Annotated in this window: 18 protein-coding genes; 8 read left to right on the plus strand and 10 right to left on the minus strand. The window is 51.9% G+C overall.

The window, feature by feature from the left end:
- Positions 1-58: 58 nt before the first annotated feature.
- The 3 genes from KIH39_RS20945 (at position 59) to KIH39_RS20955 (ending at position 5,320) form a co-directional block, all read left to right on the plus strand.
- The gene (locus tag KIH39_RS20945) at positions 59-1,255 is read left to right on the plus strand and encodes a hypothetical protein (protein WP_213495171.1); all 1,197 of its coding nucleotides are present in this window, start codon (positions 59-61) and stop codon (positions 1,253-1,255) included.
- 100 nt (positions 1,256-1,355) lie between these two features.
- A complete protein-coding gene (locus KIH39_RS20950) occupies positions 1,356-3,206 on the plus strand; it encodes a sigma-70 family RNA polymerase sigma factor (RefSeq protein ID WP_213495172.1) in 1,851 nt (616 codons plus the stop codon).
- Between the two features lie 140 nt (positions 3,207-3,346).
- Positions 3,347-5,320, plus strand: a complete 1,974-nt coding sequence (locus KIH39_RS20955; RefSeq protein WP_213495173.1) for a sigma-70 family RNA polymerase sigma factor — start codon at positions 3,347-3,349, stop codon at positions 5,318-5,320.
- Positions 5,321-5,410: 90 nt separating this feature from the next.
- On the opposite strand, the gene KIH39_RS20960 is transcribed toward KIH39_RS20955, so the two are convergent.
- The 4 genes from KIH39_RS20960 to KIH39_RS20975 form a co-directional block, all read right to left on the minus strand.
- The gene (locus KIH39_RS20960) at positions 5,411-6,844 is read right to left on the minus strand and encodes a hypothetical protein (RefSeq protein ID WP_213495174.1); all 1,434 of its coding nucleotides are present in this window, start codon (positions 6,842-6,844) and stop codon (positions 5,411-5,413) included.
- Between the two features lie 95 nt (positions 6,845-6,939).
- Entirely contained in the window at positions 6,940-8,904 is a 1,965-nt protein-coding gene (locus KIH39_RS20965) for a phospho-sugar mutase (RefSeq protein WP_213495175.1), read from the minus strand.
- Positions 8,905-9,011: 107 nt separating this feature from the next.
- The gene (locus KIH39_RS20970) at positions 9,012-10,211 is read right to left on the minus strand and encodes an NAD(P)/FAD-dependent oxidoreductase (protein ID WP_213495176.1); all 1,200 of its coding nucleotides are present in this window, start codon (positions 10,209-10,211) and stop codon (positions 9,012-9,014) included.
- A 59-nt stretch (positions 10,212-10,270) separates the two neighbouring features.
- Entirely contained in the window at positions 10,271-11,080 is an 810-nt protein-coding gene (locus KIH39_RS20975) for a formylmethanofuran dehydrogenase subunit C (protein ID WP_213495177.1), read from the minus strand.
- Between the two features lie 778 nt (positions 11,081-11,858).
- Here KIH39_RS20975 and KIH39_RS20980 point away from each other — a divergent pair.
- From KIH39_RS20980 to KIH39_RS20995, 4 genes are all read left to right on the plus strand, one after another.
- Positions 11,859-14,624 (plus strand): protein kinase domain-containing protein, encoded by a 2,766-nt coding sequence (locus tag KIH39_RS20980; RefSeq protein WP_213495178.1) that lies wholly within the window; start codon positions 11,859-11,861, stop codon positions 14,622-14,624.
- 144 nt (positions 14,625-14,768) lie between these two features.
- Entirely contained in the window at positions 14,769-15,383 is a 615-nt protein-coding gene (locus tag KIH39_RS20985) for a sigma-70 family RNA polymerase sigma factor (RefSeq protein WP_213495179.1), read from the plus strand.
- Positions 15,376-17,766 carry a serine/threonine protein kinase gene (locus tag KIH39_RS20990; RefSeq protein ID WP_213495180.1) on the plus strand — a complete coding sequence of 797 codons (2,391 nt, stop codon included), beginning with the start codon at positions 15,376-15,378 and terminating at the stop codon, positions 17,764-17,766. Before KIH39_RS20985 ends, KIH39_RS20990 begins: the two co-directional genes overlap by 8 nt.
- 154 nt (positions 17,767-17,920) lie before the next feature.
- On the plus strand, positions 17,921-19,258 hold the full coding sequence (locus tag KIH39_RS20995) for a metallophosphoesterase family protein (protein WP_213495181.1): 1,338 nt from the start codon (positions 17,921-17,923) through the stop codon (positions 19,256-19,258).
- Between the two features lie 56 nt (positions 19,259-19,314).
- Here KIH39_RS20995 and KIH39_RS21000 read toward each other — a convergent pair whose 3' ends face one another.
- The 3 genes from KIH39_RS21000 to KIH39_RS21010 all read right to left on the minus strand — a co-directional run bounded on the left by KIH39_RS21000 (position 19,315) and on the right by KIH39_RS21010 (position 21,520).
- A complete protein-coding gene (locus KIH39_RS21000; RefSeq protein ID WP_213495182.1) occupies positions 19,315-19,941 on the minus strand; it encodes a suppressor of fused domain protein in 627 nt (208 codons plus the stop codon).
- Between the two features lie 181 nt (positions 19,942-20,122).
- Positions 20,123-20,560, minus strand: a complete 438-nt coding sequence (locus tag KIH39_RS21005; protein WP_213495183.1) for a TIGR03067 domain-containing protein — start codon at positions 20,558-20,560, stop codon at positions 20,123-20,125.
- A gap of 69 nt (positions 20,561-20,629) precedes the next feature.
- Positions 20,630-21,520: a DUF4261 domain-containing protein gene (locus KIH39_RS21010; RefSeq protein WP_213495184.1), complete on the minus strand. Its 891-nt coding sequence runs from the start codon at positions 21,518-21,520 to the stop codon at positions 20,630-20,632.
- A gap of 111 nt (positions 21,521-21,631) precedes the next feature.
- Here KIH39_RS21010 and KIH39_RS21015 point away from each other — a divergent pair, with 111 nt between their 5' ends.
- Positions 21,632-22,993, plus strand: a complete 1,362-nt coding sequence (locus KIH39_RS21015; RefSeq protein WP_213495185.1) for an aspartate aminotransferase family protein — start codon at positions 21,632-21,634, stop codon at positions 22,991-22,993.
- A gap of 9 nt (positions 22,994-23,002) precedes the next feature.
- Here KIH39_RS21015 and KIH39_RS21020 read toward each other — a convergent pair whose 3' ends face one another.
- Genes KIH39_RS21020 through KIH39_RS21030 form a run of 3 tightly spaced genes read right to left on the minus strand, consistent with a single transcriptional unit; the run spans position 23,003 to position 26,102 of the window.
- Positions 23,003-24,232, minus strand: coding sequence for an NAD(P)/FAD-dependent oxidoreductase (locus tag KIH39_RS21020; RefSeq protein ID WP_213495186.1), 1,230 nt, complete (start codon positions 24,230-24,232; stop codon positions 23,003-23,005).
- Between the two features lie 12 nt (positions 24,233-24,244).
- Complete coding sequence (locus tag KIH39_RS21025) at positions 24,245-25,180, minus strand: proline racemase family protein (protein ID WP_213495187.1); 936 nt, start codon at positions 25,178-25,180, stop codon at positions 24,245-24,247.
- A 22-nt stretch (positions 25,181-25,202) separates the two neighbouring features.
- Positions 25,203-26,102 carry a dihydrodipicolinate synthase family protein gene (locus KIH39_RS21030; protein ID WP_213495188.1) on the minus strand — a complete coding sequence of 300 codons (900 nt, stop codon included), beginning with the start codon at positions 26,100-26,102 and terminating at the stop codon, positions 25,203-25,205.
- Between the last annotated feature and the right edge of the window lie 495 nt (positions 26,103-26,597).

The raw sequence follows: 26,597 nt of genomic DNA on the forward strand, positions 1-26,597 counted from the left end.
CATCGGGTAAACTAGTTTCGCGATGGAATTGCCCGCAAATATTTTCGGAATCAGAACCATGCGTTGGATATTCGCCGATCGAAAAGACTCCGAGGAAGCTCGCGAAATTGCAATGCTCGAATCCAAAATAGCGGACTGGTGGGAAGCCTTCACCAATAAGGCCCCCGAATTCGCGGAGGTATTTCAAGGGAAAGCGAATTGGGATCTTCCGGAGTGGATGATCAAGAATTTGAATCCGATCCACGAAGAACTGATGTGGGAATTCGGAGCGGCTGTAAATGGCCCCGGCGATCGCCTGGTCATCACTCCCGAATCCCGCAAAGAGCTTCGACCCTTGGTTGAGAGCATTATTTCCGAAGCACCCGAGTTGCCCGGCTGGGAATTTTACACCTACCGTCTCGCGGAAGATCTGGCGATGACTGCTGAAACGGTCCGGTCTCGCGTGGGAACTTCAATCGAAGGCGTGGAAGTGGCCGTGGAGCGAGAAGAAGGCAATCGCATCGCTTTGAAATACGTTTCCGATAAATTTCGCGGGTCGGAGGATAACGAAGCTTTAAACATCGCTTTCGTGGCTACCGAAACGCTACTCGGCGAAAAAATCCTCGATCATTGGATCGGAGAGATCAGCGTCGCGAAGAAGAAAAAGGGCTTTCTGGGTTTGGGAAAGTCTCAAATTAATACGATTCCTCTCGCTGCTTTGAAAGACACCGTCGAACGAGAAATAAAGGCTATCGAACAGAGCCTTCCGGAGGAGCCCTGTTACGAGCGGTTCGATAAATTCTCCTGGTCGCTCGTGCAATTAAAACCCACCGAGCAGGAAGATTATCCAGAACGGTCCGATATGTTGGTGCATACAACCACCGATTTCGAACTGCTATCGGCCGCACTGAAACCAGGCTTTGCCTCCGAACGCTATAGCAGGCACGGCGAAACTTTTTGCTATCTGAAAATCGATGGGGCCGAGGGATTGGAAGATTCTTCTTTTGCTGATCGCGGCGAGATCGAGGAGGCGATCAATGCGGTTTTGATTCCTGCGAAATCGGGTTGCACGATCGGGGGTGGTACCGGCCTGCGCTACTCTTATATCGATTTGGCCTTGTTGGATTTTGTGAAAACGAGTTGGAAAATCCTGGAGATCCTGCGGGCGGGTCGATTACCGAATCGAACCTGGCTCTTATTTTCCGATGCGGATTACTGCGGGGAATGGATCGGTTTGTACGACGACACTCCCGAACCACCGCGAGAAGCTAACTGACTTTTGATAACTCTCGACTTTTTTTCATTTTTCCTGCGCCGCTTCACGAGATCTTGTCTCTAATAAAAGTCGATTCGGTACTCGATCAGAGTTGTGCTTTATGTCTTCGGAAACCTCGAGCCGTTTGCAGCAGTTTATTCGTAGACTCCGCGAGGAAGCGGTGCCGCCGGAGGATATGTGTTTGTGGAATCGTTACGTTCAGTCGGGCGATCAGGCTGCGTTCGAGATTTTGGTGTATCGTCATGGTCCGATGGTGTTGGCCTGTGCGCATCGTTTGCTTTCGAATCGTACGGATAGCGAGGATGTGTTTCAGGCGACGTTTTTGAGTTTGGCCCGTTCAAAGCATCGGATTCGAGACTCCAAAGCTCTCTCTTCGTGGCTGTACAAAACGACCTTCCGTTGCGCGCTCAGACTTCGAGCGCAGCGGAAGCAGGCCGTGCCTTTATACGATGAGACTCTTTCGAGCAATCCAACAGAAAGTGACCCGGCCTGGCGTGAGGTGAAAGGGGCTTTGGACGAGGAACTTTCGAAGTTGCCAGAGCGTCTTCGAATGCCGCTTGTGTTGTGTTATCTGAACGGTCTGTCTCGGGATGAGGCAGCGAAGCAGTTAGGCTGGTCGTTTACTTTATTGAAGCGACGTTTGGAAGAAGGGCGACGAGTATTGCGCGTTCGGTTGGAACGGCGGGGAATCTCGGCAGCGGGCTTGGCCTTAGCCGTGCTCTCACCTCAAGCGTTGCAGGCGATGGTGAGTCCGACTCTGGTAAATAGCTGTTTGGCCTTAATTTTTTGCAAAGAAACAAGTTTACCGGCCGGTATAGCCGCCTTGGTAATGAGTACATCCGCGATCACGAAAGGATTAGTCATGAAATCAATAGCGATGGCTGTATTGTGTAGTGGTCTGGGCATCTGGACCTATACGAGCATGGGGCAAGGACTGGCTCCTCAGGAGAAGCCGGTTGTGAAGGCTGGTCCAGGGACGATAGGAGATACTTCGCGTGGGGAAATCAAATCGGAAGAGAGAACGGCGAGTTATACTCAGCAATTACGCAGCCTGGACAATCTCAAAAAAATTCTCTTGGCCGTGCACGAGTATATGGATTTTACCAAGATCAATATGTTGCCCGCGGACTTCGAGGATGAAAACGGAAAACCGCTTCTGAGTTGGAGAGTCGAATTACTTCCCTTTTTGGGAGAAAAGGAACTTTATAAACAGTTTCATCACAACGAGCCTTGGGATAGCGAACAAAATTTAAAACTCATGGCCAAGATGCCGGAGGTGTATCGTGTCGGCTTCGAATCTAAGGATTCGACCCATACTCACTATCAAGTATTTGCGGGGCCCGGGACTCCGTTGCATCCGGTTCATGTGAATCAAGCGAAAGGTGGTCCAGGTGGCTCTTCTAAGAATCCCCGAAATTTAATCACCGTCTTTGATGTAACCGATGGAATGTCGAATACTCTGGGGGTCATCGAAGCGGGTCCCGCCGTTCCCTGGACTAAACCGGCCGATATTCCTTTCGATCCGACCAAGCCACTGACGAAAATTCAGGCTCTCTTTTCCAATAGTCTGCATTTGGCAATGATGGATGGAAGTACGCACGCAATACGTCCTGGCAGTGTCGAGGAAAAGACCATGAAAGCATTCATTGGCATGAATGAGGGCGAGATAGTCCCGGAGATGAGTTCCTTTCGTGCTCGGATAATCCCGATCTCTGCTGCGGAAAAGGAGGATTTCCAGCAACGAACGGCAAATAAAAAATCGTTGCTTGAAAAGATCATTGCCTTGCAGACCGAGCAGAAAGAATTACTGAAGAAATTCGAGCAACCAAATTCGGATCTGTCAGTTAATCAGGAGATGATTCAAAAACTGGAAAGCAAACTCGAAAAAATGCAGTGGGAAGTTGCCTGGATGAAACGAATTCTGGAAGAGGTCGAGAAAAAAGAGAAGTAATTTTTTCGGCTTTCCTTGCTGAGAGCCAGCACGTTAGAGTTGATAAGCCAATTTCGTTTTTTTCATTTTCCTTGCGCCACCGAGAGAGTTCCCGGCTCTAATTATTGTCGGGAATGATTTGAGCCAGAGTGGCCTCTGTTATGTCTTCGGAAACATCGAGCCGTTTGCAGCAGTTTATTCGTCGACTTCGCGAGGAAGCGGTGCCTCCGGAGGATGGGTGTTTATGGGATCGTTACGTCCAGACGGGAGATCAGCATGCGTTTGAGATTTTGGTGTATCGTCATGGGCCGATGGTTTTAGCCTGTGCGTATCGGATGCTCTCGAATCGTACCGACAGCGAAGATGTCTTTCAGGCCACGTTTTTGAGTTTGGCTCGTTCCAAGCATCGGATAAGAGACTCGAAAGCTCTTTCGTCCTGGCTGTACAAAACGACCTTCCGTAGTGCTCTTAAACTCCGCAACCGGACCAGACCAACTGAACAGTTACTTGAAGAAACACTTTCCTCTGACGGTAACGAAACAGATCTCGCCTGGCGTGAGGTGAAGGGGGCATTGGACGAGGAGTTGCAGAAGTTGCCGGAGCGACTTCGATTGCCGTTGTTGTTGTGTTATTTGCAGGGTTTATCTCGGGATGAAGCGGCGAAGCAGTTAGGCTGGTCGTTTACTTTATTGAAGCGACGTTTGGAAGAAGGTCGACGAGTATTGCGCGTTCGGTTGGAACGGCGGGGAATCTCGGCAGCGGGCTTGGCCTTAGCCGTGCTCTTACCTCAAGCATTGCAGGCGATGGTGAGTCCGACTCTGGTAAATAGCTGTCTGGCTTTGATCTTTTGCAAAGAGACTACAGTGCCCGCCGCGATAGCGGCGTTGACACTTACAACCTCTGCGATCACGAAAGGATTGGTAATGAAAGCGATAGCGACAACGGTGTTGTGTGCCGGTCTGGGAATCTGGTCTTATACGACTATGGGACAGGGAATAGGATTAATTCCTCCAGAGAAGGGAATTAATAAAGGGGTACCGGGAACGCTCGGCGATTCTTCACAAGCAGAAAACGCTCCTCAGGAAAGAACGGCGAGTAATACGCAGCAATTACGCAGTCTAAATAATCTTAAGCAGATCGCTATCGCGATATTGAACTATGAAGCCGCCTATGGTTATCTACCTGCGGACACAGTGGATCAAGATGGAAAAGCTCTTTTGAGTTGGCGAATTGAATTGCTACCCTACTTGGGCCGTGCGGATCTATACAACCAATTCAAGCGCGATCAAGCCTGGGACAGCGAGCACAATTTAAAACTTTTGGCCAAGATGCCGGATGTATATCGCGTTGGCTTTGAAGCGAAGGACTCGACGCATACTTACTATCAGGTTTTTGCAGGCCCCAATACTCCTCTGCATCCGATGCTTCGAGAGAAAGAGAAAGAGAAAGGGAAAGGCCCCCCGGGTGCTCTTGGCCTTGCTGGTAACAAGGCTGGTGCCGAAGTAGCCGGTCCAGGTGCAACGGGTCCAGTAGGCAGCTCTGGTCCGGGTGCGGGAATGGCCATGGGACCTGGCGCGGGAATGGGCCCTATGGATCCTCGCATTCGCATTCGCATTGCGGATATTTTCGATGGCACTTCAAATACCATTGGAGTCGTGGAAGCCGGTCCAGCAGTACCCTGGACCAAACCCGCCGATATTCCTTTCGATCCGACGAAGCCGCTACCAAAAAATTCAACACCCTTTACGAACAGTTTCCATCTGACCATGATCGACGGCACTACGCATGCCATACGTCCCAACATCGACCCGAAAATACTGAAGGATTTCATCGGCATGAACGATGGGGCAGTACTTCCAAGAATGAGTTCCTTTCATGCCGAAATCACGCCTCCCACGCCTACCGAGAAGGCGGAATTACAAAAGCGAATTGAACAGAATGGTACATTGTTGGAGAAAATGGCAGCCTTGCAGTCCGAGCAGCGAGAACTTCTCGGCAAGATCAATCATGGGAGCCTGGACATCATAGCGCACCGCGAAGTCGCCGATTTATTCGAAAAAACATTGAAGCAGATTCAGGCAGAAAACCAGCAGTTGAAAGCGATTATTCAAGAGATCGAGAAACAGGGGAAGTAATTTGCTGAGGCTCTTATTTAAAACCTTGCCTCAGATCAATTTTTCAGCGGTCGCTGATCGCTGATCGCTGATCGCTGATCGCTGATCGCTCTATTCTTCCTTCCCCCTAAACTCCAAAAAGCTCCAAGATTCCGGCAGCGCCTTCCGGCGCATGTCGGGATTCCAGAGTCGAAAGCCGAGAATCTCGGGGACTTGCGTTTTTCCCACACTGCTAATGGCCAGGCCATCCTTGGGAAATCGCATCAGCAAATTTTGACCCGAGTAAGGATCTTTCGGCAGCTCCGAAATATATTTGGGAACCAGTTCCAGCACCGATTTCGGCCAGCGCTGATTTTCCAAGCGAAAGCGTTCCGTAGCCAGGGCCAGGATCGCACATCTCAAACAGGCTCGATCCGCATGAACGGCCGAAGCAATTTTCGAGAGCGAATCATCCAGGTGGGGTATGCCGCTGATGAAGCGTTTGATCTGGAACCCGTCCCGTTCGAGTTTCTGTTGTCGTTCTCTTTGAATCTCCTCGAAACTCGGCAATATCTCCATCTCGGGGCCCTTCGCCGCATCGATATATTTCGTGACTTCTTCCAGAAATTCGGCCAGGTCATGCTCCACCCAGGGCTGGTAGCGGAAACGCAGCGTCGCATTCCCCAGCAGACTAAAATCCGCACGAATGTCGACTTCATACATCGAAAGGATCGTTTCGATTTTTTCGTAATCCAGATGATCGACCATGCGGCGCAAGAAAAATTCGTAATTCCAGGCCCGACTGGATCGCAGGCAGTTGGCCAGCAGTGGAGTGCGATTTTCCTCCTCTAAAGAATGCTGTAACTTTGCCAACTTCTCAACGGAGGCCGAGCCACGCGATAAAACTTCCTGAAGAGTAAAGACCAGAAAGCGGATGTTATCCGAACGCACATGCATGGATGTGAGAATTTCATCTTCGGGTAAATATCGCGAAAGATTCAATAAAGCGTGAATGTCGCGCAGGCCGTCATCAATCCGGCTCAGTTGTCCGTTCGCCCGGGAATTCCAGCGTATTAAACTGGCTACCTGTTGAACTTCGTTGATCCAGACCAGGTTTTGGGAACCATCAATCGACTGCGGCACTCTTCCTTTCGGAAAGTCGGCTATACGCACGGCCAGCTGCACCTGCTTCTGGCGTTGCCCCAGCATATCGCCGAGCCAGTCACCGATTTCGAAAGGAATAGGATCGGGAAAGTGGTACTTGCCAAAGATGTTGGCGGTATTAGTTCGCGTTGGCAGAATGTTGCCGATAGCGTTGATCTCACGGATCAGTCTGTAACCGTTTTCTTCCTCTGAAACCGGAGTCCGGGCTTCGACAATTCGTTGCCATTCCCAGCCTGGATCTTCCCGCTCAAGTCGGGCCAGGATCCGTTCCAAACTGGCATGGGAAACCGATTGAATGTAGGCGCGATAGCCCAGGGTCGCGCCGCAAATCAGAAGTAAAGTGAATCCCAAAAGCAGCAGAGCCCGACGGGTCCGCTTATCCGGCAGCCGAAAGAATTTCATAAGTCTCGATCTTGACCGGAGAGAGGTTGATCAAATGCACTTAATGAACATCTTAGGATGTCAGGCGTTCGAGGGACCATCGAAAGACCGAGATTTTAACGTGCCAATTTGGCCGCGCCGGGAGCCGGTGTGATTCCCACAGTACCCAGAGCAATTGTCAGAAAATCGGTAGCGATTTTCTGAATCAACTCGTCGATGACCCGACAACTGGCGTCCCAGGCTTCCGCCGGTTGAGTGGTTTTCCAAGGTTCGCCGCTGACTTCCAGATAAGCCTTGGCTTTGGGTTCGGTGCCACTGGGGCGAAGAACTACTTTGGCTTTATCGCCGAGCCGGAAGATCAGGAAGTTCCGCGAGGCGAAATCGGTTGCTCCTTTGATGGCTCCCATGCGGCCATGCGTGTCGCGCATATCTTCCACGGCGGTAACGGCCATTCCGCCAATGGTTTTAGGCGGGTCTTTTCGCAGGGCGTCCATCATCTTGGTCATGTTGCTCTTGCCTTCAATGCCACTCATGACGATGTTGATCAGATCGTTGCGATGGTAGCCGAACTGCTTGTTCAATTGATCCAGGTATTCCGGAACGGTACTGCCTTTGCGCTTTTGCTCCAGAGCCATCTCCGCCATGAGGACGGCTGCCCCGCCTGCGTCTTTGTCGCGAACCTCAGCTGTGGTTTGCAGGCCGTGGCTCTCTTCGCAGCCGAGAATGACATCGGCCACACCACCGGTGACATCTTCGTACTGTCCGGTCGATTCGAGTTGCCAGATCACTTCGTTGATGTATTTGAAACCGACCAACAGATTTTCCACGATTTGAGCATTGAACTTGCGAGCGATCTTTCCGACCAAGCTGGTGGTGACTTCGGTGCAGATGACAATCGGGGAGGAAGGCATGATCCCTTGCTTGGCCATTTGCGAAAGCTTGAAGTGGGTGGCCAGGGCACAGATTTCCTGACCGGTGATAAAGCGATAAGGAGCTCCGCCATCTTTTTTGGTGCTGGCCAGGCCGCCGATGCGGTCGGCATCAGGATCGGTAGCCAGCACCAGGTGGGCCTCATTCTTTTTGGCTTCTTCCTCGGCGCGATCCAGACTTTCAGGTACTTCGGGATTGGGAGATTTGGTCACGTTGGGAAACTGCCCATCGGGCTTCATCTGCGATTCCACCGGAATGGGTCGGAAGCCGACGGCCTGCAGGGCTTCCATGGCCGTCATCGATCCCACGCCATGCAGCGGGGTATAAACCAGCCGGAATTCATCGAAATTCGGCGGCGTGATCAGCGATTGCTTTTTGCAGAGTTCGATATACTTGCGATGCGGTTCATCATTGAGCCAGTGAATCTTGTTGCTCTTGGCCGCATCGGTCCAGGAGATCGTTTTAATTTCCGTAACCTGTTCGACGTAATCGCTCATGATCTGATCGTCGGGTGGCACCGGCTGCCCTCCGCGTTCGTCGTAGAATTTGCCGCCGTTGTCATCGGGAGGATTGTGGGAAGCGGAGATGTTCAAGCCGCCCTGCGCCTGAAGTAGTCGGATGTAAAACGACAGTTCGGGTGTGGCCAGATAGCGTTTGCTGTCCGCGGGCAGAATGTGCGCATGGATTCCGTTGGCTATGTAGATGCAAGCGGCGAACTCGGCGAAGTTCCGACTCGACAGGTGCAGCACCGGATTGGGCAGAGCCGGGTTATATACCTTACGCTTGTCTTCAAATTGCCGGACGTCGAAGGCCAGCACGACGGCAATCGGTTTGCCGAGAGAGGGAAAGCGAGCTTTGAGATATTCGCAGTGTCCCTGCACGCTGGCACCGGAGGTCCAGAGATTCATGCGATTGGGGCCGATGCCGACGGCACCGCGGCGCCCGCCCGTACCAAAGGGGAGAACCTGGTAGAACTGATCCAGCACATCGGCGAATTTGCCATTTTGAATCTGCCACTCTATCTGCGGCTTGTAGGAAGCATAATCGGAGTGGGTGAGCCAGGTTTGCAGATATTCGAGGGCTTTCACTTTGTAAGCAGGGTCCGCTTCGATCTTGGCGAAACCTTCTTTGGCAATGGCTAGCAGGTCCATATGGTTCATATCCCGAGAGATTTTGGAATCGACTACGAGTTGGTACTGTAATCCCTAAGAGGGGAGTGGGCAAGCAATTGAGGCGAAGCGCGTGCTGAAATATCGGTTCAAGCCGCCATCGGAGAACTCGATCGGCCGGACAGGAAAGCAAAGACTTCTTCGAGTTGCTCGTAGCCCTGCTGGAGCAAAAAAGTTCGATCCGAACTGGCGGACTTGCAGCCGAGTACGAAAAAATTCGGCTCCGGCTGACGAAAATCGGAGGAGGGAATCTGAACGTGCAATTCACTGAAAAGTGAAGTGTTGGGCCGATATCCCACGTTGGCGATGACTCGGTCGACTTCCCAGACCTGCTCCTGTCCGGCGCATTTGCCCACGACGCGAAACCCCTTGTCGGGGCCGTGGCAGGTGATTTCTTCAATCCAGGTTTGCGGATGATATTCGAGGTTGCCTTCGCCGCGGGCCGCCAGGCTATTGGCTTTAGCGGCTAGCCGATCCCGTTCGCGGAAAGTGTCGTTGGCGATGCGGGGTATCGGCGACCCTTTGGCCGCCTGCGATAACCAGAAGACCCAGGTGGCCGAGTGTTCTTCGGCGAGCGTGGCCAGGTTGCAGACCGTCGTGGCCGCGCTGTAGCCGCCACCGATGACAATGATGCTCTTTCCCGCGTAGTAAGCTCGGCGCGTGCCGAGGATGTCTTCCAGGCCGTAAGCGATCTGATTTTCCGAAGATCGCTCATTTAATGCCGATATGCCGCCATGCCCGGCCCAGCGATGCTGGGAGTAAGTGCCCGTGCAGTCGAAAACCAGATCGAATTCCACAAAGCTTTCTGTTTTTTTGTCGTCCCGGATATGAAGTCGAAACGGCGCATTTGCCCGGCGCGGATCTTCGGCCGCCGTGCTATGAAAAAGACCGGTACGAGCGATCGCCAGCACTTCCGTTTTCATTTTCAGAATCGGATCGAGTGAACTGGTCATGCTCAGAGGAATCAAATAACTGTCGCGAAACTGGGTGCCGGTCACGAATTCATTCGGCTGAGGTAGGGTGTGATCCTTGTGATCGCGCAGGATCGCTTCGATGCCCATTTCCGTGGTATTCAACCCGAAGGGGCTGAAGAGTTTGACGTGTCCCCACTGGCGGATATGATCGGCCAATTCCCCTTTATCGTAGACGGTGACCTGGTAACCTTCACGCACCGCCTGAAGAGCGGCTTGCAGGCCGATCGGCCCGGCGCCCAGAATCGCCAATCTCTGACTGGCCGGTTTGAACTTCGGTTTCGCCGGTGCGGAAAATAGCTTCCCTGCCCATAGCATATCGGAGAGTCGATACCTTCTAATAATTGAATCTGCCCGACCGATGGTTTTGCGATCTTTTATATTCGGACAAGGATCTCACCTTTGCCCGCTGAAACCCGGTCTCCTACGTATCGGATATATCGGCTTTCCGGGGTCAATTTCGGAAGTGGGAAATCCTTCGACTTGAGAAACTTGGTGTAAATACCCAGGAAATTCGGCTGATATTCGCCGCTCGCTGTGAAGCCGGGACTAACGTTGGACATTTTTCCCAGCGCAATGAGAGAGCCGCGCTTCATGCCGGCGCCAGGCGATTTCCCCAAATCCCCACCGACCAGAATTGTGCCGGCGATCATGGAAATACCGACGAAATCTCCACAATTGCCCGCAACGGCTATGGTGCCGCGCCGCATATGTGCCCCCACCTCATCGCCGGCGTGCCCATCTATCAAAATTGTGCCTCCTGCCATACCCCGACTTTCGCCTCGATAGGCCGCCCCAACTAGGTCACCCGCATGACTGCGAACTCGAATGGTTCCCCCTTGCATTCCCGCACCTAGCCAGTCTTCCGCTCCGCCGTAGACATCGATCAATCCACCCTGCATTCCGGCTCCCAAATGCATTCCCGCGGAACCTCGAATGATCAGAGTGCCGGTGGACATCCGCTCTCCCAATCGTTTAATATTAGAACAATCTCCTAATAATTCGATTGTTCCATCAGTTGGATCACCATCTAGGTCAAAGAAGTCTTCAATGAGGCCACAATTTCGACCTTGCCAGATAGGTAATTTCCTGATGTCCATTAAAGAAAGCGTCTGTAAGACGTTAGGACGGATGGAATCGGCTTCGAGTGGAATTGGCCCGTTGGATTTGAGAATGAGTCGAAGCATAAGCGGTATGATAACGCGCGGTGAATGAAGAGTCCTCAAATAATCGGCACGCCAATTGCCAATTATGAATTTCCACGAGCAAACATCACCTAAAGTATCCAATTTGCCCGTTTTGTAGGCGATTTATGCTCGGATTGTCGGCTGACGATGAAGGGTCGGAGTTTTTGTATGAGTAATCGAATCCTCTATGCGTTCTATGCTACGTTTGCTTTGCTGGTTCTGGGTATTGGCTTGGTCTGTGCGGCCAAACCATAATAAGTTTGTTCCAAGTGCCGGCTAATTACCGGTTCTTGAAGCATACGTATGGCCTGAGATTCCTCAATGTGGGGCGCACCCTAGACAATTAATCTTATAAACTTTAGAACGTGCAAATTTTATTGTTAAGTCGAAAATAACTTCATTTTTTGCCTTAAGATTCCAATATTTTGTCAGCAAATAGACCGACTAGCAGTTTTCTTCTTTTCTGGATCTGCAGGATTATGTCTCTGATCCATTGTGAAAAACGGAGTACTTAGGCTGGCAGAGGATAAATTTTTTGTCCCACCTAAAACTATTTCAAAATTCACGGCATAGTCGTCATTTCTCGGCCGCTCAACATTTCCACTTATTCTAATTATTCCAGTAGCTAGTTCTCGGCTGGAAATCCCCAGCGCGAGATATGTGCGGCCATTTTGTAGGGAATTATATGCCGGGAATTCTCTCAGCGACGATTAAGTCCCCAGTTCGTCTTCAGTCCAATGGATCGACCATCGATGCCCATATTTCTGAAGAAAGTCGAGTGGTAACCCGTGTTGTCTCGCGATGGCAGGCTGAACAGGGTTCAGAGGAATTGAATTCCAAATCCGGCAACTCGGCGGACTTTATGAGTTTCGCCAGCATTCGAAATAATTCCATGCTCCAACGGGAATCGTTCCCCGCGGTAGGCGACATCTTCATGGGGTTCAAACTGGTATCGATTCTGGGTACTGGTGGCTTTGCCCGAGTTTATCTGGCTCAGCAGGAAAATCTGGCGGATCGCCCCGTTGCTTTGAAGGTGACTTCGCTTCCCAACAGGGAACCGCAACGGCTGGCGCGTCTGCAGCATCAGAACATCATGCCGATTCACTCGGTGCATTATGCAAATCCTTTTCAAGCGGTTTGCATGCCCTATCTGGGTACGGTAACACTCCACGATGTCATTCGCCTGGCCTTCAAAGATCGCAAAGCTCCCAGCAGCGGGGGCACTATCTTCGAAACCGAACGGGCTATGCGGACGACATTGATCGAAACGTATCCCGATGCGGTGCCGCAGATGGAACCGAGCATAGAGGGCTGCGAAAAATCCTTCCGATTCAAGAATGAACTTCTCCAGTTAGGTTATGTGGAAGCCATTCTGACCATTGTTTCTCGAATCTGCGACGGTTTAGAGCACGCGCACAATGTGGGTGTGATTCATCGCGATCTTAAACCCGCGAATATCCTCCTGTCGACCGATGGTCAGCCTTTGCTTCTGGATTTCAACCTGGCGGTCGATGTTCGATCGAACGATCAGATTGAGGCGGGCGGAACTATTCCTTACATGGCTCCCGAGCAACTTCGGGCGTTGATGAAACAGCGCGAGGAAGCGATTACCCCCAGTTGCGACTTGTATGCTCTGGGTATCATCGCTTACGAGCTACTGACGGGAAGCGCGCCCTTTCCAGCACTGACGCGCGAGAACAGCAAATACCAGTTCGATATGTCGGCAACGGAAAATGCCCGCAAATCCGAACCCGATGCCGCCTCTAAACACAATCCGGAAGTGCCCGTTTCCGTCGATATTATTTTGCGGAAGCTACTGGCTTATCACGAAAAGGATCGCTACGAATCGGCCGCGCAATTGAAGGAAGACATTGATCGCCAGTTAAAAAATCTGTCCCTGCGATATGCCCGGGATCCGATTACCGTTCGCATTGAGAAATTGCATCGTCGAAATCGCAAGGTTTTACCCAGCTTGGCCGTGACGGGAGCTTTGATTCTCATGGGATCTATTGCAATCGCCAACGACCGATTGCAATTCATCGAAAATAAATCTCAAGCAGACAAAAAATTCCTGGAGTCTATCAGTCAGCTCGATCTGGCTCGGGTCGAATCCAGTGAATCTTTATTACCCGGAGTCCGCGATCAGGGATTAAATCGAATGACCCGGGTCATGGATAACTACCTGTTACTGGGTGATAGAAACTCGAATTCTAATACTCCCTTCGAATATCTTTCCGTCGAACAGCAGGGTCAGTTGCGGGAACGATTTGGAGAATCTCTACTCATTCTGGCCGATCAGGAAAAAAGAAAAAATGATCTAAATTCCTGGCATAACGCGTTGGATTTAAACAAACGCGCCGAGAAGCTCTTCGGCAGTGACAAAATGCCGGAGTATGGCTGGCAACAGCAAAAAGAACTGGCGGAGAAGCTCGAAGACAAAAAAATTCAAGAGCGGGCCGGCTACTTGCAGCATCTGCCCGAATCGAACACTTCCACGAATTCTCTCTTGAAAATGAACGATTTTATCAGACGAAACCAGTTTGAAGATGCAATTGCCGAGTTGAAAATTTACATCGAGAACAATCCGACCAGAGCGGACGGTCATATACTTCTCGCAAACTGCTATAGGATGACTCAGCAGTCAATAAAAGCATTGGAAAGACTAAATGTTGCCATATCGCTCGATCCGAAAAATTGCTTGGCTTTATATAAACGGGCCGAGATCCAGATGGATCTTTCAGATTATGATGCAGCTTTAAAGGATATAAATAATGCTTTGGCAATGGATTCTCTGGGAGGTCTCGGATATTGGGTGAAAGCAAAATATTATAGCCGCATAACTCCTGTAAATTTTAAAGAAGGCTTGAAAGCTTTATACGAAGCCGAAAAAGAGAATTACGAATTATTTCCGATCTATGCATTACGAATTCGATTTTTGTTAGTAAATAATTTCGAAGAAGCAAAGACAATAATTGATTACTTGAATCAAATTCCTGCCAGAGGTATACAAGATTACAGCCACCGCGCCTGGGCCAATATTCAGGTAAAACAATACGAAATAGCTCGTCAGGATTACGAAGCTGCGCTCAGTTTTGATCCAAACAACACATCGCTTCTTCTGGGATTGTCGACGGCTCTTGCATTTAAAAATGATTACAGTAGTGCTGCGGAAGTCTGTAAGCGTGTACTTGAAATATCTCCCAGATCGCACCTGGCTCAAAGTTCTTTAGCAATTTATCTGGCTCGTCTGGGGGAACATGAAAAAGCTCGAAAGCTAGCGGATGAATCGGTTGTTAATTGCGAAGATCCCGAATTTTATTATAAAGCGGCCTGCGTTTACTCTCTGGGCAGTCAAAATTACCCGGAATACGGTCCACTCGCCACAAGATATCTGGTCAAAGCGGCCACGAAAAAATTTGAATACTTCAATAAAATGGAAGCTGACAAGGATATTGACCCGATCCGAAAAATTCCCGAATACAAGGCCTTGGTCAAAGCTAAAGATACTCTGCAGAACCTATTTAACCTCAGCTTGAATAAGTGAAAAATTCCCGAACGTAAGCCGTATCGGATTGATTCTCCACCTCCACTACTCTCCACCCGCGGGTGGAGAGGCCTACTGACGCCTAATTTTTGATCGGCAGTTTCTCCTTCTTTTCGTTACTATGACTCTGAAGGAGTTCGAAAAGTGCCGACATCCACCAATCCCGAACGTCTGCTGCAGGATTTACGTGGCGGTTCCAGCGAGTTGCTGGGTCCCCTGCTTGAGCAATATCGAAATTACCTCAAACTGCTGGCCCGCTGGGAAATTGGCCATCGGTTGCAGGGCAAACTCGATGCTTCCGATCTCGTCCAGGAAACCTTTCTGGACGCTCACAAGTACTTCCCGAATTTTCGCGGCCACAGTGAAGGCGAATTCATCCAGTGGATCAAGAAGATCATGGCCGGGAAGCTGGCCAATCATATTCGCCATTATTTCGGCACCCAGGCCCGGGACGCCAGCCGCGAACGCGCTATTGAACTCGATTTGGACCAATCCTCCCGGCTATTCGATCGCGGGCTAATGGCTCTTCAAAGCAGCCCGAGTGAAAAAGCCAGTCAGCGCGAACAGTCCGTTCTTTTGGCGGAAGCTCTGGAAGGTCTGTCCCCCGATTACCGGGAAGTTCTGATACTGCGCCATCTGGAGGAACTGACGTTTCCGCAGATTTCCGAGCGTATGGGCCGAACTTTGGACAGCGTACAAAAACTCTGGATCCGGGCTTTGGCCCAACTACGCACCCGTTTCGATAATTCCCATGAGTAATTCCTTCCGAAAATCTTCTCTGGGCGATTCTTCGACGCCTGATCGCTGGCAGGATCCGGATCCCTCCATGGATCCCCGCCTGTTCCAGGCCGTTCAGGATTACATGAAAGAGCTTGAGAGCGGTCGGAGGCCAAATCGCAAGATATTCCTTGCGAAGTATTCCGAACTGGGTGAAGAGCTGGCGCGTTGCATCGACGGCCTGGAAATGCTGCACGGCGCATTTTCCTCTTCGTCCAACGCCTCCAAGACGGCTGCGGAACCGAGCGCGATCCCGGGGGATCCGCTGGGCGATTTTCAAATTATTCGCGAAATTGGTCGCGGCGGCATGGGCATTGTTTATGAAGCCAAACAATTATCTCTCGGTAGAAAAGTCGCCTTGAAGGTTCTCCCATTTGCAGCCGCTCTCGATGCCAATCAGCTGCAGCGGTTCAAAAACGAGGCTCAGGCGGCGGCTCAACTCCACCACTCCAATATCGTGCCTATCTACGGAGTGGGAAGTGAACGAGGTGTCCACTATTACGCCATGCAGCTGATCGAAGGGCAATCCCTCGACCTGATCCTCGATCAGATGCGTCAGAAGTATGGGATTAATCGACTGCAGGACAATGGAACGACCGCCTCTTTGCATGCCGTTTCTCGGTCGCCGATCGACCTGGCGAAAGTGAGCGAAGTCCCGGCCTCGATCCCCTCGTCTCTGGCGACGAAGACCACCCAACAAACAGTATTCTCCCAAACGCTGACCACGCAGCGCGAAACTTCGGTTCGCGAGTTTCATAGAACCGCCGCCCGATTGATGATGCAGGCCGCCGAGGCCCTCGAACACGCGCATTCGTATGGCATTATTCATCGCGATATCAAACCCGCCAATCTCATTGTGGATGCCCGCGGGAATCTCTGGGTTACGGACTTCGGCTTGGCGCATATCCAAACCGAAGCCAATCTCACCCGTACGGGCGACATCATCGGCACCTTCCGTTACATGAGTCCGGAACAGGCCAGCGGGGATCGCGTTCTGCTCGATCATCGCTGCGATATTTATTCGTTAGGCGCTTCGTTCTACGAATGGCTGACGCTACAGCCGGTCTATCCCGGTAAGAATCGGGCCAAGCTGCTCGATCAAATTTTGAATCAGGATCCCAAGTCTCCCCGTTCCATTAATAAATCCGTACCCGTGGAACTGGAAACGATTGTAATGAAAGCCTTGGCGAAGAGCCCGGGGGATCGCTATTCGAGTGCCGGGGAGCTAGCCGCCGATTTGCAGCGATTTTTGGACGATAAACCGATTCTGGCTCGCCCGCCGAGTATAGTCGACCTCACCCGCAAATGGTGTAAGCGGCATCCGTCGACGCTAGTGGCCGCATTCGTTGTGCTGCTGCTTTCCGTGATTGGTCTGACTGTAAACAATTATTTGATAAAGATCGAAAAGGATAAAACCAAAGCGGCTAGCCAACAGGTCGAAAATGCTCGAATTCAGGAGAAAGCGCGGGCCGAGGAAGCCGAGAAAAGATTCCGCAAATCGCGGGGTATCGTCGATACGATGATTCGTATTGGGGAAGAGGAACTCCCCGAACAGCAGATGTTCCAACCAATTCGTAGGCGCCTGCTGGAGGCGGCCTTACAGTACTACACGGAATTTGTCGAAGAGCGCAGCGACGATCCCAAGATGCAAGCGGAATTGTTGCAGGTCGAGGAGCGGGTCAATCAAATTCTGACGGAACTCTCGCAGTTGCAGGGTGCGGACCAGATCACGCTCGTTGAAACTCGAGGCGTTCATCGCGATTTAAACGTTACGGAAGAACAGAAATCTCAGCTCTTTAAAGCCAGTAACGACTGGAAATCCCGCCGCGCCCAAATCATCAAGGCAAGTAAAAATATCGAAACCCGTCGCAAAGAACTGGTAGTTCTGACTCTGGAAGTAAACTCGACAATCTCAAAAATTCTTACACCCGATCAGGCCCATAGACTACGGCAAATTTCCCTTCAGATGAAAGGTCCTATGGCTTTTCGGGATGAAGAAGTTGCCCGAAAACTCGATTTGACGAACGAGCAAAGAATCCGCATTCGGGAAATCGATAACGAAGCGATATCGATATTGTTTCAAAACGATGGTCCGCGTGGGCCGGGAGGACCTGGTGGTCCCGGTGGCCCGGGAGGAGGTGGGCCCCCTGAAGGCCCCAACTCCGACGGACGAGGCGATCGAGGTTCCAAATTCGGGAGAGGATTCGGAGGTGGCCCCAAGGAGGGCTTCCAGGACCCGATGGACGAAAAATTAAAGCTTGTCATCAAAGACATGCTGAATCTCCTGACGGAGGAACAGAAAAAACGCTGGAAAGAAATGATTGGAGAACCTTATCAAAAAGGACCACCTCCCAAGAAGCCGTAGATCCTATCCGCGACATCCTCAACGCTAGACAAAACCACAAAGGGAGCTTCAGAAGCTTCTCATAACTCTACACCAATATTTCATTGGAAATCTCAGTGAGTTTTACCTTAAATTGCGGCTGGACACGATCCTACCCGCGATTAAGGTTCTGGAAATGAAGCGAATTCTGTTTATGCTCCTGGCCGTCGGCGGACTGACGGCTCTCGCACTTTCGACCGCGAATCAGCCAACCAACTCCACCGACAACTCAAACGCCAAATTTGTCGTCGATACCGACAAAAAGAATCCCTGGACCTCCCTCACTCCCAACGTGGCGGCCGATCAGTTTCAGTTCGCCATCGTTTCGGACCGTACCGGCGGGCATCGCAAAGGTGTCTTCAGCAAAGCGGTGCATCAGGTCAATCTTTTGCAACCCGCGTTTGTCATGTCGGTGGGCGATTTGATTGAAGGGGCTCGCCAGGAAGAAATGAATCGCACGCAATGGGATGAGTTCGATAAATATGCCCGACAGTTTGCCATGCCTTTCTTCTACTGTGCGGGTAATCACGATGGGGACAATAAAGTCAAAGCCGAGGTCTGGAAAGAGCGGCTGGGTAAGGCATATTACCATTTTCTTTATGGGGACTGTCTGTTTCTCGTCCTCAACAGCAACGATCTGGGGATCAATGCACCCGTGCCGGCCGCGGCGGGTGTCCGCGGTCCGCGGATCGGATTCGGTAAAGAACAACTGCAGTACGTTGAAAAAACGTTGAAAGATAATGCCAAGGTGCGCTGGACTTTCGTCTTCATGCATCACCCCGTCTGGGCCGCTCGCGATCTGACGGAAAATGGCTGGCTGGAATTCGAAAAACTCTTTGCCAATCGGCAGTATTCCACGTTCTGTGGCCATGAGCATACGTTCCGCAAATTCATTCGCAACGAACGAAGTTACTATCAACTGGCCACCACCGGCGGGGTCAGTTCGATGCGGGGTATCGAATACGGGGAGTTCGATCAGATCGCCTGGGTCACCATGAAGAAAGATGGACCCGTGATTGCTCAAGTTGCCCTCGAAGGTATTTTGAAAGATGACCTGACGAAAATCGAACCTTCGGAAGAGAATGGTTCGAAGCCGCTTTCAACGGAAGGCTTGAACGAGGTTGTCGGCAGCGTGACCATGAATGGAAAGCCAGTAACCGGGCTGCAAGCTCAATTTATTCCCCTGGATGAACCGGCTCCCCGAGCAAACGCACCGGAATACTCGCTCCCCGGTGGCATGGGACTCCTTCAACTCGATGGTTCTTTCACCGTCTATCAGCATCGGGGCCCGGCCGGTCTTAAGGCCGGTCGTTATGCCGTGACCTTCGCTCCCACCACCTCGTTGATTATCGACAGCACCAAAAAAGATAACCCGGTTCCTGAGAAGTATCGGGCCGCCAACACGACCCCTTATCGGGTGGAAGTGAAAGTGGACGTTCGCAATCGCTTTGAGTTTAAGCTCGATAAAGAATGAGATAAGAATTACTTTGCGGTGCATCGAACTCGCGTGATGTTTCGATGCACTCCAAATTATACCACCGGCTCCCTATCCAAATCGGAATAGGGATAATGGCCGTTCTGTTTCAGCAGTTCGATCAACACGCTTCCCCCCTTTTCGCGTGCGAACTCCATTTCAGACCGGAAGACCTCAATAATCGCTAGTAAACCAAAATTTTCCACCGTCTCATCCGTGTGGGACGCATAGACATCGAACACCAGACACTTGCCCGCAATATCTTCGAAATCTTCCGGGAATTCGCAGGTCTCATTTGCGTTTAGCTCGGCCTGCTCGGCATAGCGGGCCATCGGATTCAATATTGCGTTGATATTCTGATTGGCTTTTCCAAATGGGGAATCTTCGCCCCCATCCAGATCTATCGCATGCCGGGTAAACATGACCAGTTCATAACATCCAAGAACTTTATTGGACGGGCCTTCGTTCGGCGCTTCGCAGAGTTCCTTGGTGGCGACTGCCGTGCCGGGAATTCCGTTGGGAAAATAGTAGAGATCGAGTCCGCCACCGACACTGTACGGAATCATGGAATGCAGCACCATGTCATGTTCGCGGCCCAGGCTGGCCTCCATCAACCGGCTTTTCTGGTCGTACCATTCATGCCATTCCGATTCGGTTTGCTCCTTGTTTTCTTCAGCTGCCATGATGCTCCCCCGGATCGTTGGTCAAACGATGCTGAAATGAGTGTTGTTTAGAAATCCCCATCTCAAAATAGGGATAGGGAAAGAAGATTCTGAGATGATTTGTCCGGAGGATGACAAAAATTCGACGGATTCACTTCGATACAAAGTGAATTTTGGGCTCGTTAAATAAGGGGGTGCTAAGTTATTTCTTCTCTCGCTTGTATTCCGCTAAAAATAGCAAGGTATTGGGTTCGGATTTGAATTCCGTGGGATATTTGGCACCTGAAAGATCGTAACAGACTCGGAGGTTATCTCCTTTGAATTCATAGATCGCTTTAAAAGTTTTGTCTTTATTGGGGCCTTCGGTTCCTTTGATCTCCAAAGTTTTAATTTTCGCCTTCTTGTCCAGTGTATAGGTGCCCTTGTCGATTTTCCCTCCGACATCGACAGTATAGTTAGTCTCGGTCAGAGTCATTTTGATCGATTTGGTGACTTCTTCGGGAAACTCTTTGCCACCGATGACGGCTGAGACGGGAACCCAGGTTCCGACAACCGATTTCTCATCCTCCCGTGCGGCGGAGGGATACAAAAAGATCATTGTGAGCGCCAGAGCCGTCAGGCTTCGAAGTAAAAATTTCATTTTCCACTCCTCGATTGTTAATTGGTTAATGAAGCTTTAATTATCGTATTTAAATTTTGCCGATTCCGTTTAAACTCGGTCTAGAACCAGCATCTGCCCTTCGCTGCGCAACCACCACTCGGAGTCGGCTCTTTCCCGAATGCGGAATCGCAATCCTGGGCCGAGCTCGACCGTTTCGTTAGGGCTGAATTCGACATTCTCTTCCCGAGCGTACATTAACACATTGGTAAACAAATCGAAGCATTCGTTGCCGAGTGCGTGACTATCGGCATGGGTCGCCAGATTCGGCAACCCCATGAGGTGATTTCCAAAAGTTCGCATCCAGACGCCCGGTCTCTCTTCCACTTCGACTTTTACGAAACCACCATAGAGCAGCGGTATCGGCAAACTTCGCAGCGATTCGACAAGCGACACATTATCTTCCGCCGCCAGCAGCGCTTCGGCGGGGAAAGCGGCTCGAGCTTCCTCATTCAGAATCAGAATGGCATCCAGCCGGGCCAGGGCGGCGGCCACAGTCGCTAATGCAGCGTATTGTTCCAGCGGATCGCTATCCTCGCCCGCATAATACAACAGCGCGTGCGATTTGTGCTCGGCGGCATCGTTCTTCAACTGCTGCATGAAATGCGCCGGCTGAACGCAGGCTTCGAAGATATTCGAGGGAATCGGCATTTCGAAGTAAACGATCTTGATGATGTGCGGTCCCCAGCCGGCCAGACCGATCAGATTGCCGACGTTATCCGGCTGCTTGCTATCATCGATCAGAGTCGTCTCGGCGCGGGCTTTCTCCAGGACCGGATCGAGCGAACGCAGAGCCTGTCCGATCGCGATGCCATCGAAATCAAAAACGCTGGGAAATAGAACCTGAAGACTCAGCGGCTTTTCGATGGCCGGATTGGCGACCAGATCGGTCATAAGCCCGTTCGGCTGAGGAATTCCCATGAAACGTTCGATCAGACTCATTCGTGACTCCGCCAATTGCCCCTGCTTAATCATGCTACGCCTCGATTGTCGGTCTGCCAGCGAAAAGCGATAGTGCTACAATCACAAAACCCACTGCTAAGGATGCTTGCAATGCCAACTCTGACCGAACGTTACGTCGCCGAGTTTCCCATATCCCGCGAGCACTTCCAACAGGCTCGAGAGGTATTTCCCAACGGCGTCACGCACGACGCTCGCGGCATGGATCCCTTTCCGCCATTTATTGATCGGCAACTGGGAGCTCATAAGTGGGACATCGACGGCCATGAGTTCGTCGATTATTGGTCGGGCCACGGTTCGCTGATTCTCGGTCATTCCCATCCCGATGTGGTGAAAGCCGTGCAACGGCAGATGGAACGCTCGACCCACGCCGGTGGCAACCACGATCTGGAAATCGAATGGGCGAAGTGGGTTTTGAAGCTGATTCCCTGCGCGGAAAAAATCCGCTTCACCGGCAGCGGCACCGAAGCCACCCTGATGGCCCTGCGGCTATCGCGGATGTACACCGGAAAATCCAAGATTCTGAAATTTTGCGGCCACTTTCATGGCTGGCACGACGCCGTTTCGATTGCTTCCGATCCACCCTACGATTCCTTCTCCGTGCCCGGCGTTCCCGAGGGAGTCGCCCAAAACACGATTGCCATTCCTCCGAATAATATCGATCTTCTGGAAGCGACTCTGAAGAGCGATGACCAGATCGCCGCCGTGATTCTCGAGCCCACAGGTGGACATTGGGGAGCTGTACCGATTCGGGGAGCGTTCCTGAAGGCTTTACGGGAATTGACGACTCGCTACGGCGTGCTCTTGATCTTCGACGAAGTGATTACCGGTTTTCGCGTCTCACCCGGCGGCGCCCAGAAGTTCTACGAGGTGACCCCCGATCTAACGACGCTGGCGAAAATCCTGGCCGGGGGACTTCCGGGGGGCTGCCTGGTCGGCCGGGCCGAGATTTTGAACCAGATCGAAAATCGTCCGGGTAAGCCGCGCATGCGTCACCCGGGAACGTATAACGGCAATCCGTTATCGGCCTCGGCCGGGATCGCCTGCCTTTCCAAAATCGCCGATGGCAAAGCCTGCCAGCAAGCCAACGATATGGCCCGGATGCTGCGTAATGAATGCAATACTCTCTTTGCCCGGAAAAAATATCGCTGGATCACCTGGATCGATTTTTCCATGTTCAAGTTTCTTCCCAATTACGATGGTCCGCCCGCACCTCTCGCGGTCACCGATAATACGGGAATGATTCCTTATGAAGGGGATCTCAACAAGCTCGATGGCGTCAAAGATCCGAAGCTGATTTCACTCTTCCGGCAGGGAATGCTACTGAATGGCGTGGATCTATCGGGGATGGGCGGCTGGTTGACGGCGGCCCACACCCCGCATGATATTGCTAGAACTGTGAAGGCCGTGGAAGCGACGATTGAGGCTCTGAAAACCGAAGGCTATAGTGCTTGAACTGGAAGACTAAAAGCGGGCGACGCTGAAGGGTTTCAAGTCGATGTGCGGCTTTCGATTGCTCAGCGCCTCGGCAATCAGTTTCCCAGTTACCGGGGCCATGCTCAAACCGAGCATGTTGTGCCCGGCCGCAATCCAGACATTCGAATATTTCGGACTGCGGTCGATGATCGGTTTCGAATCGTAGGTCATCGGCCGCCAGCCGTACCATTCCTCTTCGATCGGATCGTTGGCCGGATCCAGATAGTGCTTGGCCGCTTCTTGCAGATAATTCAACCGCGTTCTGTTGATGCTCGTGTCATAACCGGCGAATTCCATGGTGGAGCCGATGCGGTAGCCGCTGTGCATCGGCGTCACGGCCACCCGATGTTCTTCGAAAATCAACGGAATACTGGGGCACTTGATCGGGCGCGGCATGGTAATCGAATAGCCCTTGCCCGGTTGAATCGGGATTTTGCAACCCAGTTCCCGATTCAGAAAAGGCGTCATCGCACCGGTGGCCACCACGAAGTAATCGGCGGTCATCTCTCCCTGGGATGTGGCAATCGCGGAACCATTGCCAACGAAGCCATCGACGGAGCAATTTTCCACGATGGTCGCGCCGCGCTCGGTCAGAATTTTACGGAAAGCCGACATCAGTTTGTCAGGCCGGAGATGCGCATCCCCTTCGTAGAGCCAGCCGCCCGCCAGACCCGGCTTCAGTGCCGGTTCCAGTTTCAGAAGTTCTTCTCCCGCAAATGGCTTGGCCGGCATGGCAAAAGTATCTTTGAGCAGATGATCGGTTTCTTCGTAGTGATGAAACGCCTTATCCGTCTGGAAAACGAAGAGCAATCCCTTCTTTTCCCATTCGCAATCGATCGGCTCCTGGGCCAGCAATTCGTCGTAGAGATGTCGCGAAGAATTTAAAAGAGCTTGAATCTCATGCCCGGCCTGCAGCATGTCGCGATTGTTGCAGCGGCGGGCAAAGTGCAACAGCCAGGACCAGAGTTTCCAATCGAGGCGAGGCTTGATATAAAACGGGGCCGATTTTTTAAACATGGAGCCGAGGGCGGTTTTGATCGCTCCCGGCGTGGTCAGTGGTAGCACATGGGAAGGACATACGAAACCGCAATTGCCGCGCGAACAGGCCTGCCCGAAACCGGCGCGATCCAGGATCGTCAGCGAATGCCCTTCTTTTTGCAGGTAATAGGCACATGCCGCGCCGACCACTCCGCCCCCGATAACGACGATCTTCGCCATGTCGCTTTCCTGCTAACTAATTCCATTTCGAAAGGGATCGGCCGGGTCCACCAACAAAGTGTTATCCCCGGTGATGTAGGCTTCGCCGCGAATGGTGGGATAAAGCACGCCGTCGCGTACCTGCACCCAGCCTTCGAAGACGCTGCCGATGATACTCTCCTGTCGCCAGATCTGCCCCGGTTGGAGTTTCCCGGCCGCGTGGAGACAAGCCAGCTTGGCGGATGTTCCGGTTCCACAGGGAGAGCGGTCGTATGCCGCCCCTGGGCAAAGCACAAAATTCCGACCCTGATTAGTAGTCTCCGCGGCGGGTCCGATCAATTCGATGTGATCGATTTCGCCACCCGCTTCGCCGGTGATGCGATTGGCTTCCAGCGACTGCCGAATCTTGTTTGAACAATCGAGCAGCCGATTCAAATGCTTCAAAGAAAGCGGAATACCGTGATCTTCACAGAGAAAAAACCAGTTGCCGCCCCAGGCGATGTCGCCCGAGAGCATGCCATAGCCCTCGACAGGTATCCGCACCTGGGTTGAGTAACGGTAGCTGGGCACGTTATCGAGTGTCACCCGGTTTTTACCGTCGTATTCGAAAGGAACAATGCCGACTGTGGTTTCCAGCAAGTGCCGGCCGGGAGTGATTTTGCCCAGGTGGCCGAGCGTTACCCCGACACCGATGGTGCCATGGCCGCACATGTTCAGATAGCCAACGTTATTGAAGAAGATCACCCCGGCCACGCAGCGCGGATCGGTGGGGGGAACCAGCAGGGCACCCACCAGTACATCATGGCCGCGCGGTTCCAGAATCACCGTTTTTCGAAAATCGTCGAAGCGGTCGCGAAAAATGGTTTTGCGTTCGGACAGTGGCCCGACACCGAGATCGGGGCCGCCTTCCACTATCACACGAGTCGGCTCGCCGCCCGTGTGGGAATCGATTACGCGAATCTTCTTCATTCGAGTGGCACCCGAAAAGGAATTAGCCGATTTTAGGACGGTTGGCTATCGCGGTGCGGATGATTTTCAGAATTGCTTCCCGCTCGGCCCCGACGATAGGCAGACGCGGCGCCCGCACCATTTCGCTGCCCATGCCGACCTCGGCCATGGCCAATTTGATGTACTGCACCAGTTTCATGTGGGTATCCAGGTGCAATAACGGGGTGTACCAGCGGTAGACTTTCACAGCCTCGGCATAGTTATTCGCCATGGCCAGGTCCCAAAGCAAACGGTTTTCGGCCGGGAAGGCATTCACCAGTCCCGATACCCAACCGACGGCCCCGAGCATCACGCTTTCCAGAGCCAGATCGTCCACGCCGCAGAGCAACGTGTAGCGATCGCCGCAGACATTCTTCAAATCCGTGATCCGGCGAACGTTTTCCGACGATTCCTTGATGGCAACGAACTTCGGTTCGTCCGCCATGCTCAGGAACATCTCGGGAGTGATGTCGACTCCGTAAGCGACCGGATTGTTATAAACCATGATCGGCAGATCGCTGGCCTTGGCCACGGTTCGGAAGTGGACGATCGTTTCACGCGGGTCGCTCTTGTAGACCATGCCGGGCAGGACCATTAAGCCGTGAATACCCGCTTTCTGGCAATCGGCGGAATAGCGACAGGCCAAATTTGTGGTCGTCTCGGCCACACCGCTGAGCACTGGCACCCGACCCTTAGCCGCTTCCAGAGCGCACTTGAGGACCTGGAACTTCTCAGCGTACTCCAGCGAGCAATTCTCCCCGACGGTGCCGAGCATGATCAGCCCGTGCACCCCGGCCGCGATCAACTTCTCGATATGCAGGGCCGTTCCTTCGAAATCGATGGATTGATCGGCGTGGAACTGTGTGGTTACCGCAGGGTAGACACCTTGCCAGGTCACTTTCATGGATATTTCCTATCGGGAAGAAGACAAAACTTATTATTGCATCCAAAAGCAAATTTGGCAATGGTTGTTCCGGTTCTTGTTCGGAAAGCTTCTCGCAGTACTTGATCCGAAACGGACTGGAAAACAATCGAAATTCGCTCCTGCATTCTCTTTATCAGGAGGTAATCAGGTCATCATTTTATGTGAGAAGCCAACGAAAGATTGATGAGTTTTAAAGAGAAAGCCTTATTTTGAGACAGATTGCGAAACTCATGCTGCCAATCTCGCAATTTGAGGACGTTGCTTTACCCGGTTACAAAGTTGCCACCGCAAATTGATTCAGTCCCTGTAGCAAAATGGCTCAGAGTTCATTTTTACAAATTCCAAAAAGGCTTTACGATCTGGAAGATGGGCCGAATTTGCGTTTATTTTAGGCTCAAACTCCCCCTTTTGGGCTCTTTCGGGCTCTGTTTGAAACTATTTGCTCTTTTGGCACGGTCATTGCATTTAAATATT

Origin of the sequence: Telmatocola sphagniphila (assembly GCF_018398935.1) — a bacterium.
In the GTDB taxonomy this organism is placed as follows: domain Bacteria; phylum Planctomycetota; class Planctomycetia; order Gemmatales; family Gemmataceae; genus Telmatocola; species Telmatocola sphagniphila.

Bases quoted from the DNA above. Each gene is read 5' to 3' on its own strand.
- KIH39_RS20955 (WP_213495173.1), top strand. From the start codon at position 3,347: ATGTCTTCGGAAACATCGAGCCGTTTGCAGCAGTTTATTCGTCGACTT.
- KIH39_RS21025 (WP_213495187.1), bottom strand. From the start codon at position 25,180: ATGAAGAAGATTCGCGTAATCGATTCCCACACGGGCGGCGAGCCGACT.
- KIH39_RS21030 (WP_213495188.1), bottom strand. From the start codon at position 26,102: ATGAAAGTGACCTGGCAAGGTGTCTACCCTGCGGTAACCACACAGTTC.
- KIH39_RS21005 (WP_213495183.1), bottom strand. From the start codon at position 20,560: ATGAAATTTTTACTTCGAAGCCTGACGGCTCTGGCGCTCACAATGATC.
- KIH39_RS21020 (WP_213495186.1), bottom strand. From the start codon at position 24,232: ATGGCGAAGATCGTCGTTATCGGGGGCGGAGTGGTCGGCGCGGCATGT.
- KIH39_RS20970 (WP_213495176.1), bottom strand. From the start codon at position 10,211: ATGCTATGGGCAGGGAAGCTATTTTCCGCACCGGCGAAACCGAAGTTC.
- KIH39_RS21015 (WP_213495185.1), top strand. From the start codon at position 21,632: ATGCCAACTCTGACCGAACGTTACGTCGCCGAGTTTCCCATATCCCGC.
- KIH39_RS20960 (WP_213495174.1), bottom strand. From the start codon at position 6,844: ATGAAATTCTTTCGGCTGCCGGATAAGCGGACCCGTCGGGCTCTGCTG.
- KIH39_RS20950 (WP_213495172.1), top strand. From the start codon at position 1,356: ATGTCTTCGGAAACCTCGAGCCGTTTGCAGCAGTTTATTCGTAGACTC.
- KIH39_RS21000 (WP_213495182.1), bottom strand. From the start codon at position 19,941: ATGGCAGCTGAAGAAAACAAGGAGCAAACCGAATCGGAATGGCATGAA.
- KIH39_RS20975 (WP_213495177.1), bottom strand. From the start codon at position 11,080: ATGCTTCGACTCATTCTCAAATCCAACGGGCCAATTCCACTCGAAGCC.
- KIH39_RS20990 (WP_213495180.1), top strand. From the start codon at position 15,376: ATGAGTAATTCCTTCCGAAAATCTTCTCTGGGCGATTCTTCGACGCCT.
- KIH39_RS20995 (WP_213495181.1), top strand. From the start codon at position 17,921: ATGAAGCGAATTCTGTTTATGCTCCTGGCCGTCGGCGGACTGACGGCT.
- KIH39_RS21010 (WP_213495184.1), bottom strand. From the start codon at position 21,520: ATGAGTCTGATCGAACGTTTCATGGGAATTCCTCAGCCGAACGGGCTT.
- KIH39_RS20945 (WP_213495171.1), top strand. From the start codon at position 59: ATGCGTTGGATATTCGCCGATCGAAAAGACTCCGAGGAAGCTCGCGAA.
- KIH39_RS20965 (WP_213495175.1), bottom strand. From the start codon at position 8,904: ATGGACCTGCTAGCCATTGCCAAAGAAGGTTTCGCCAAGATCGAAGCG.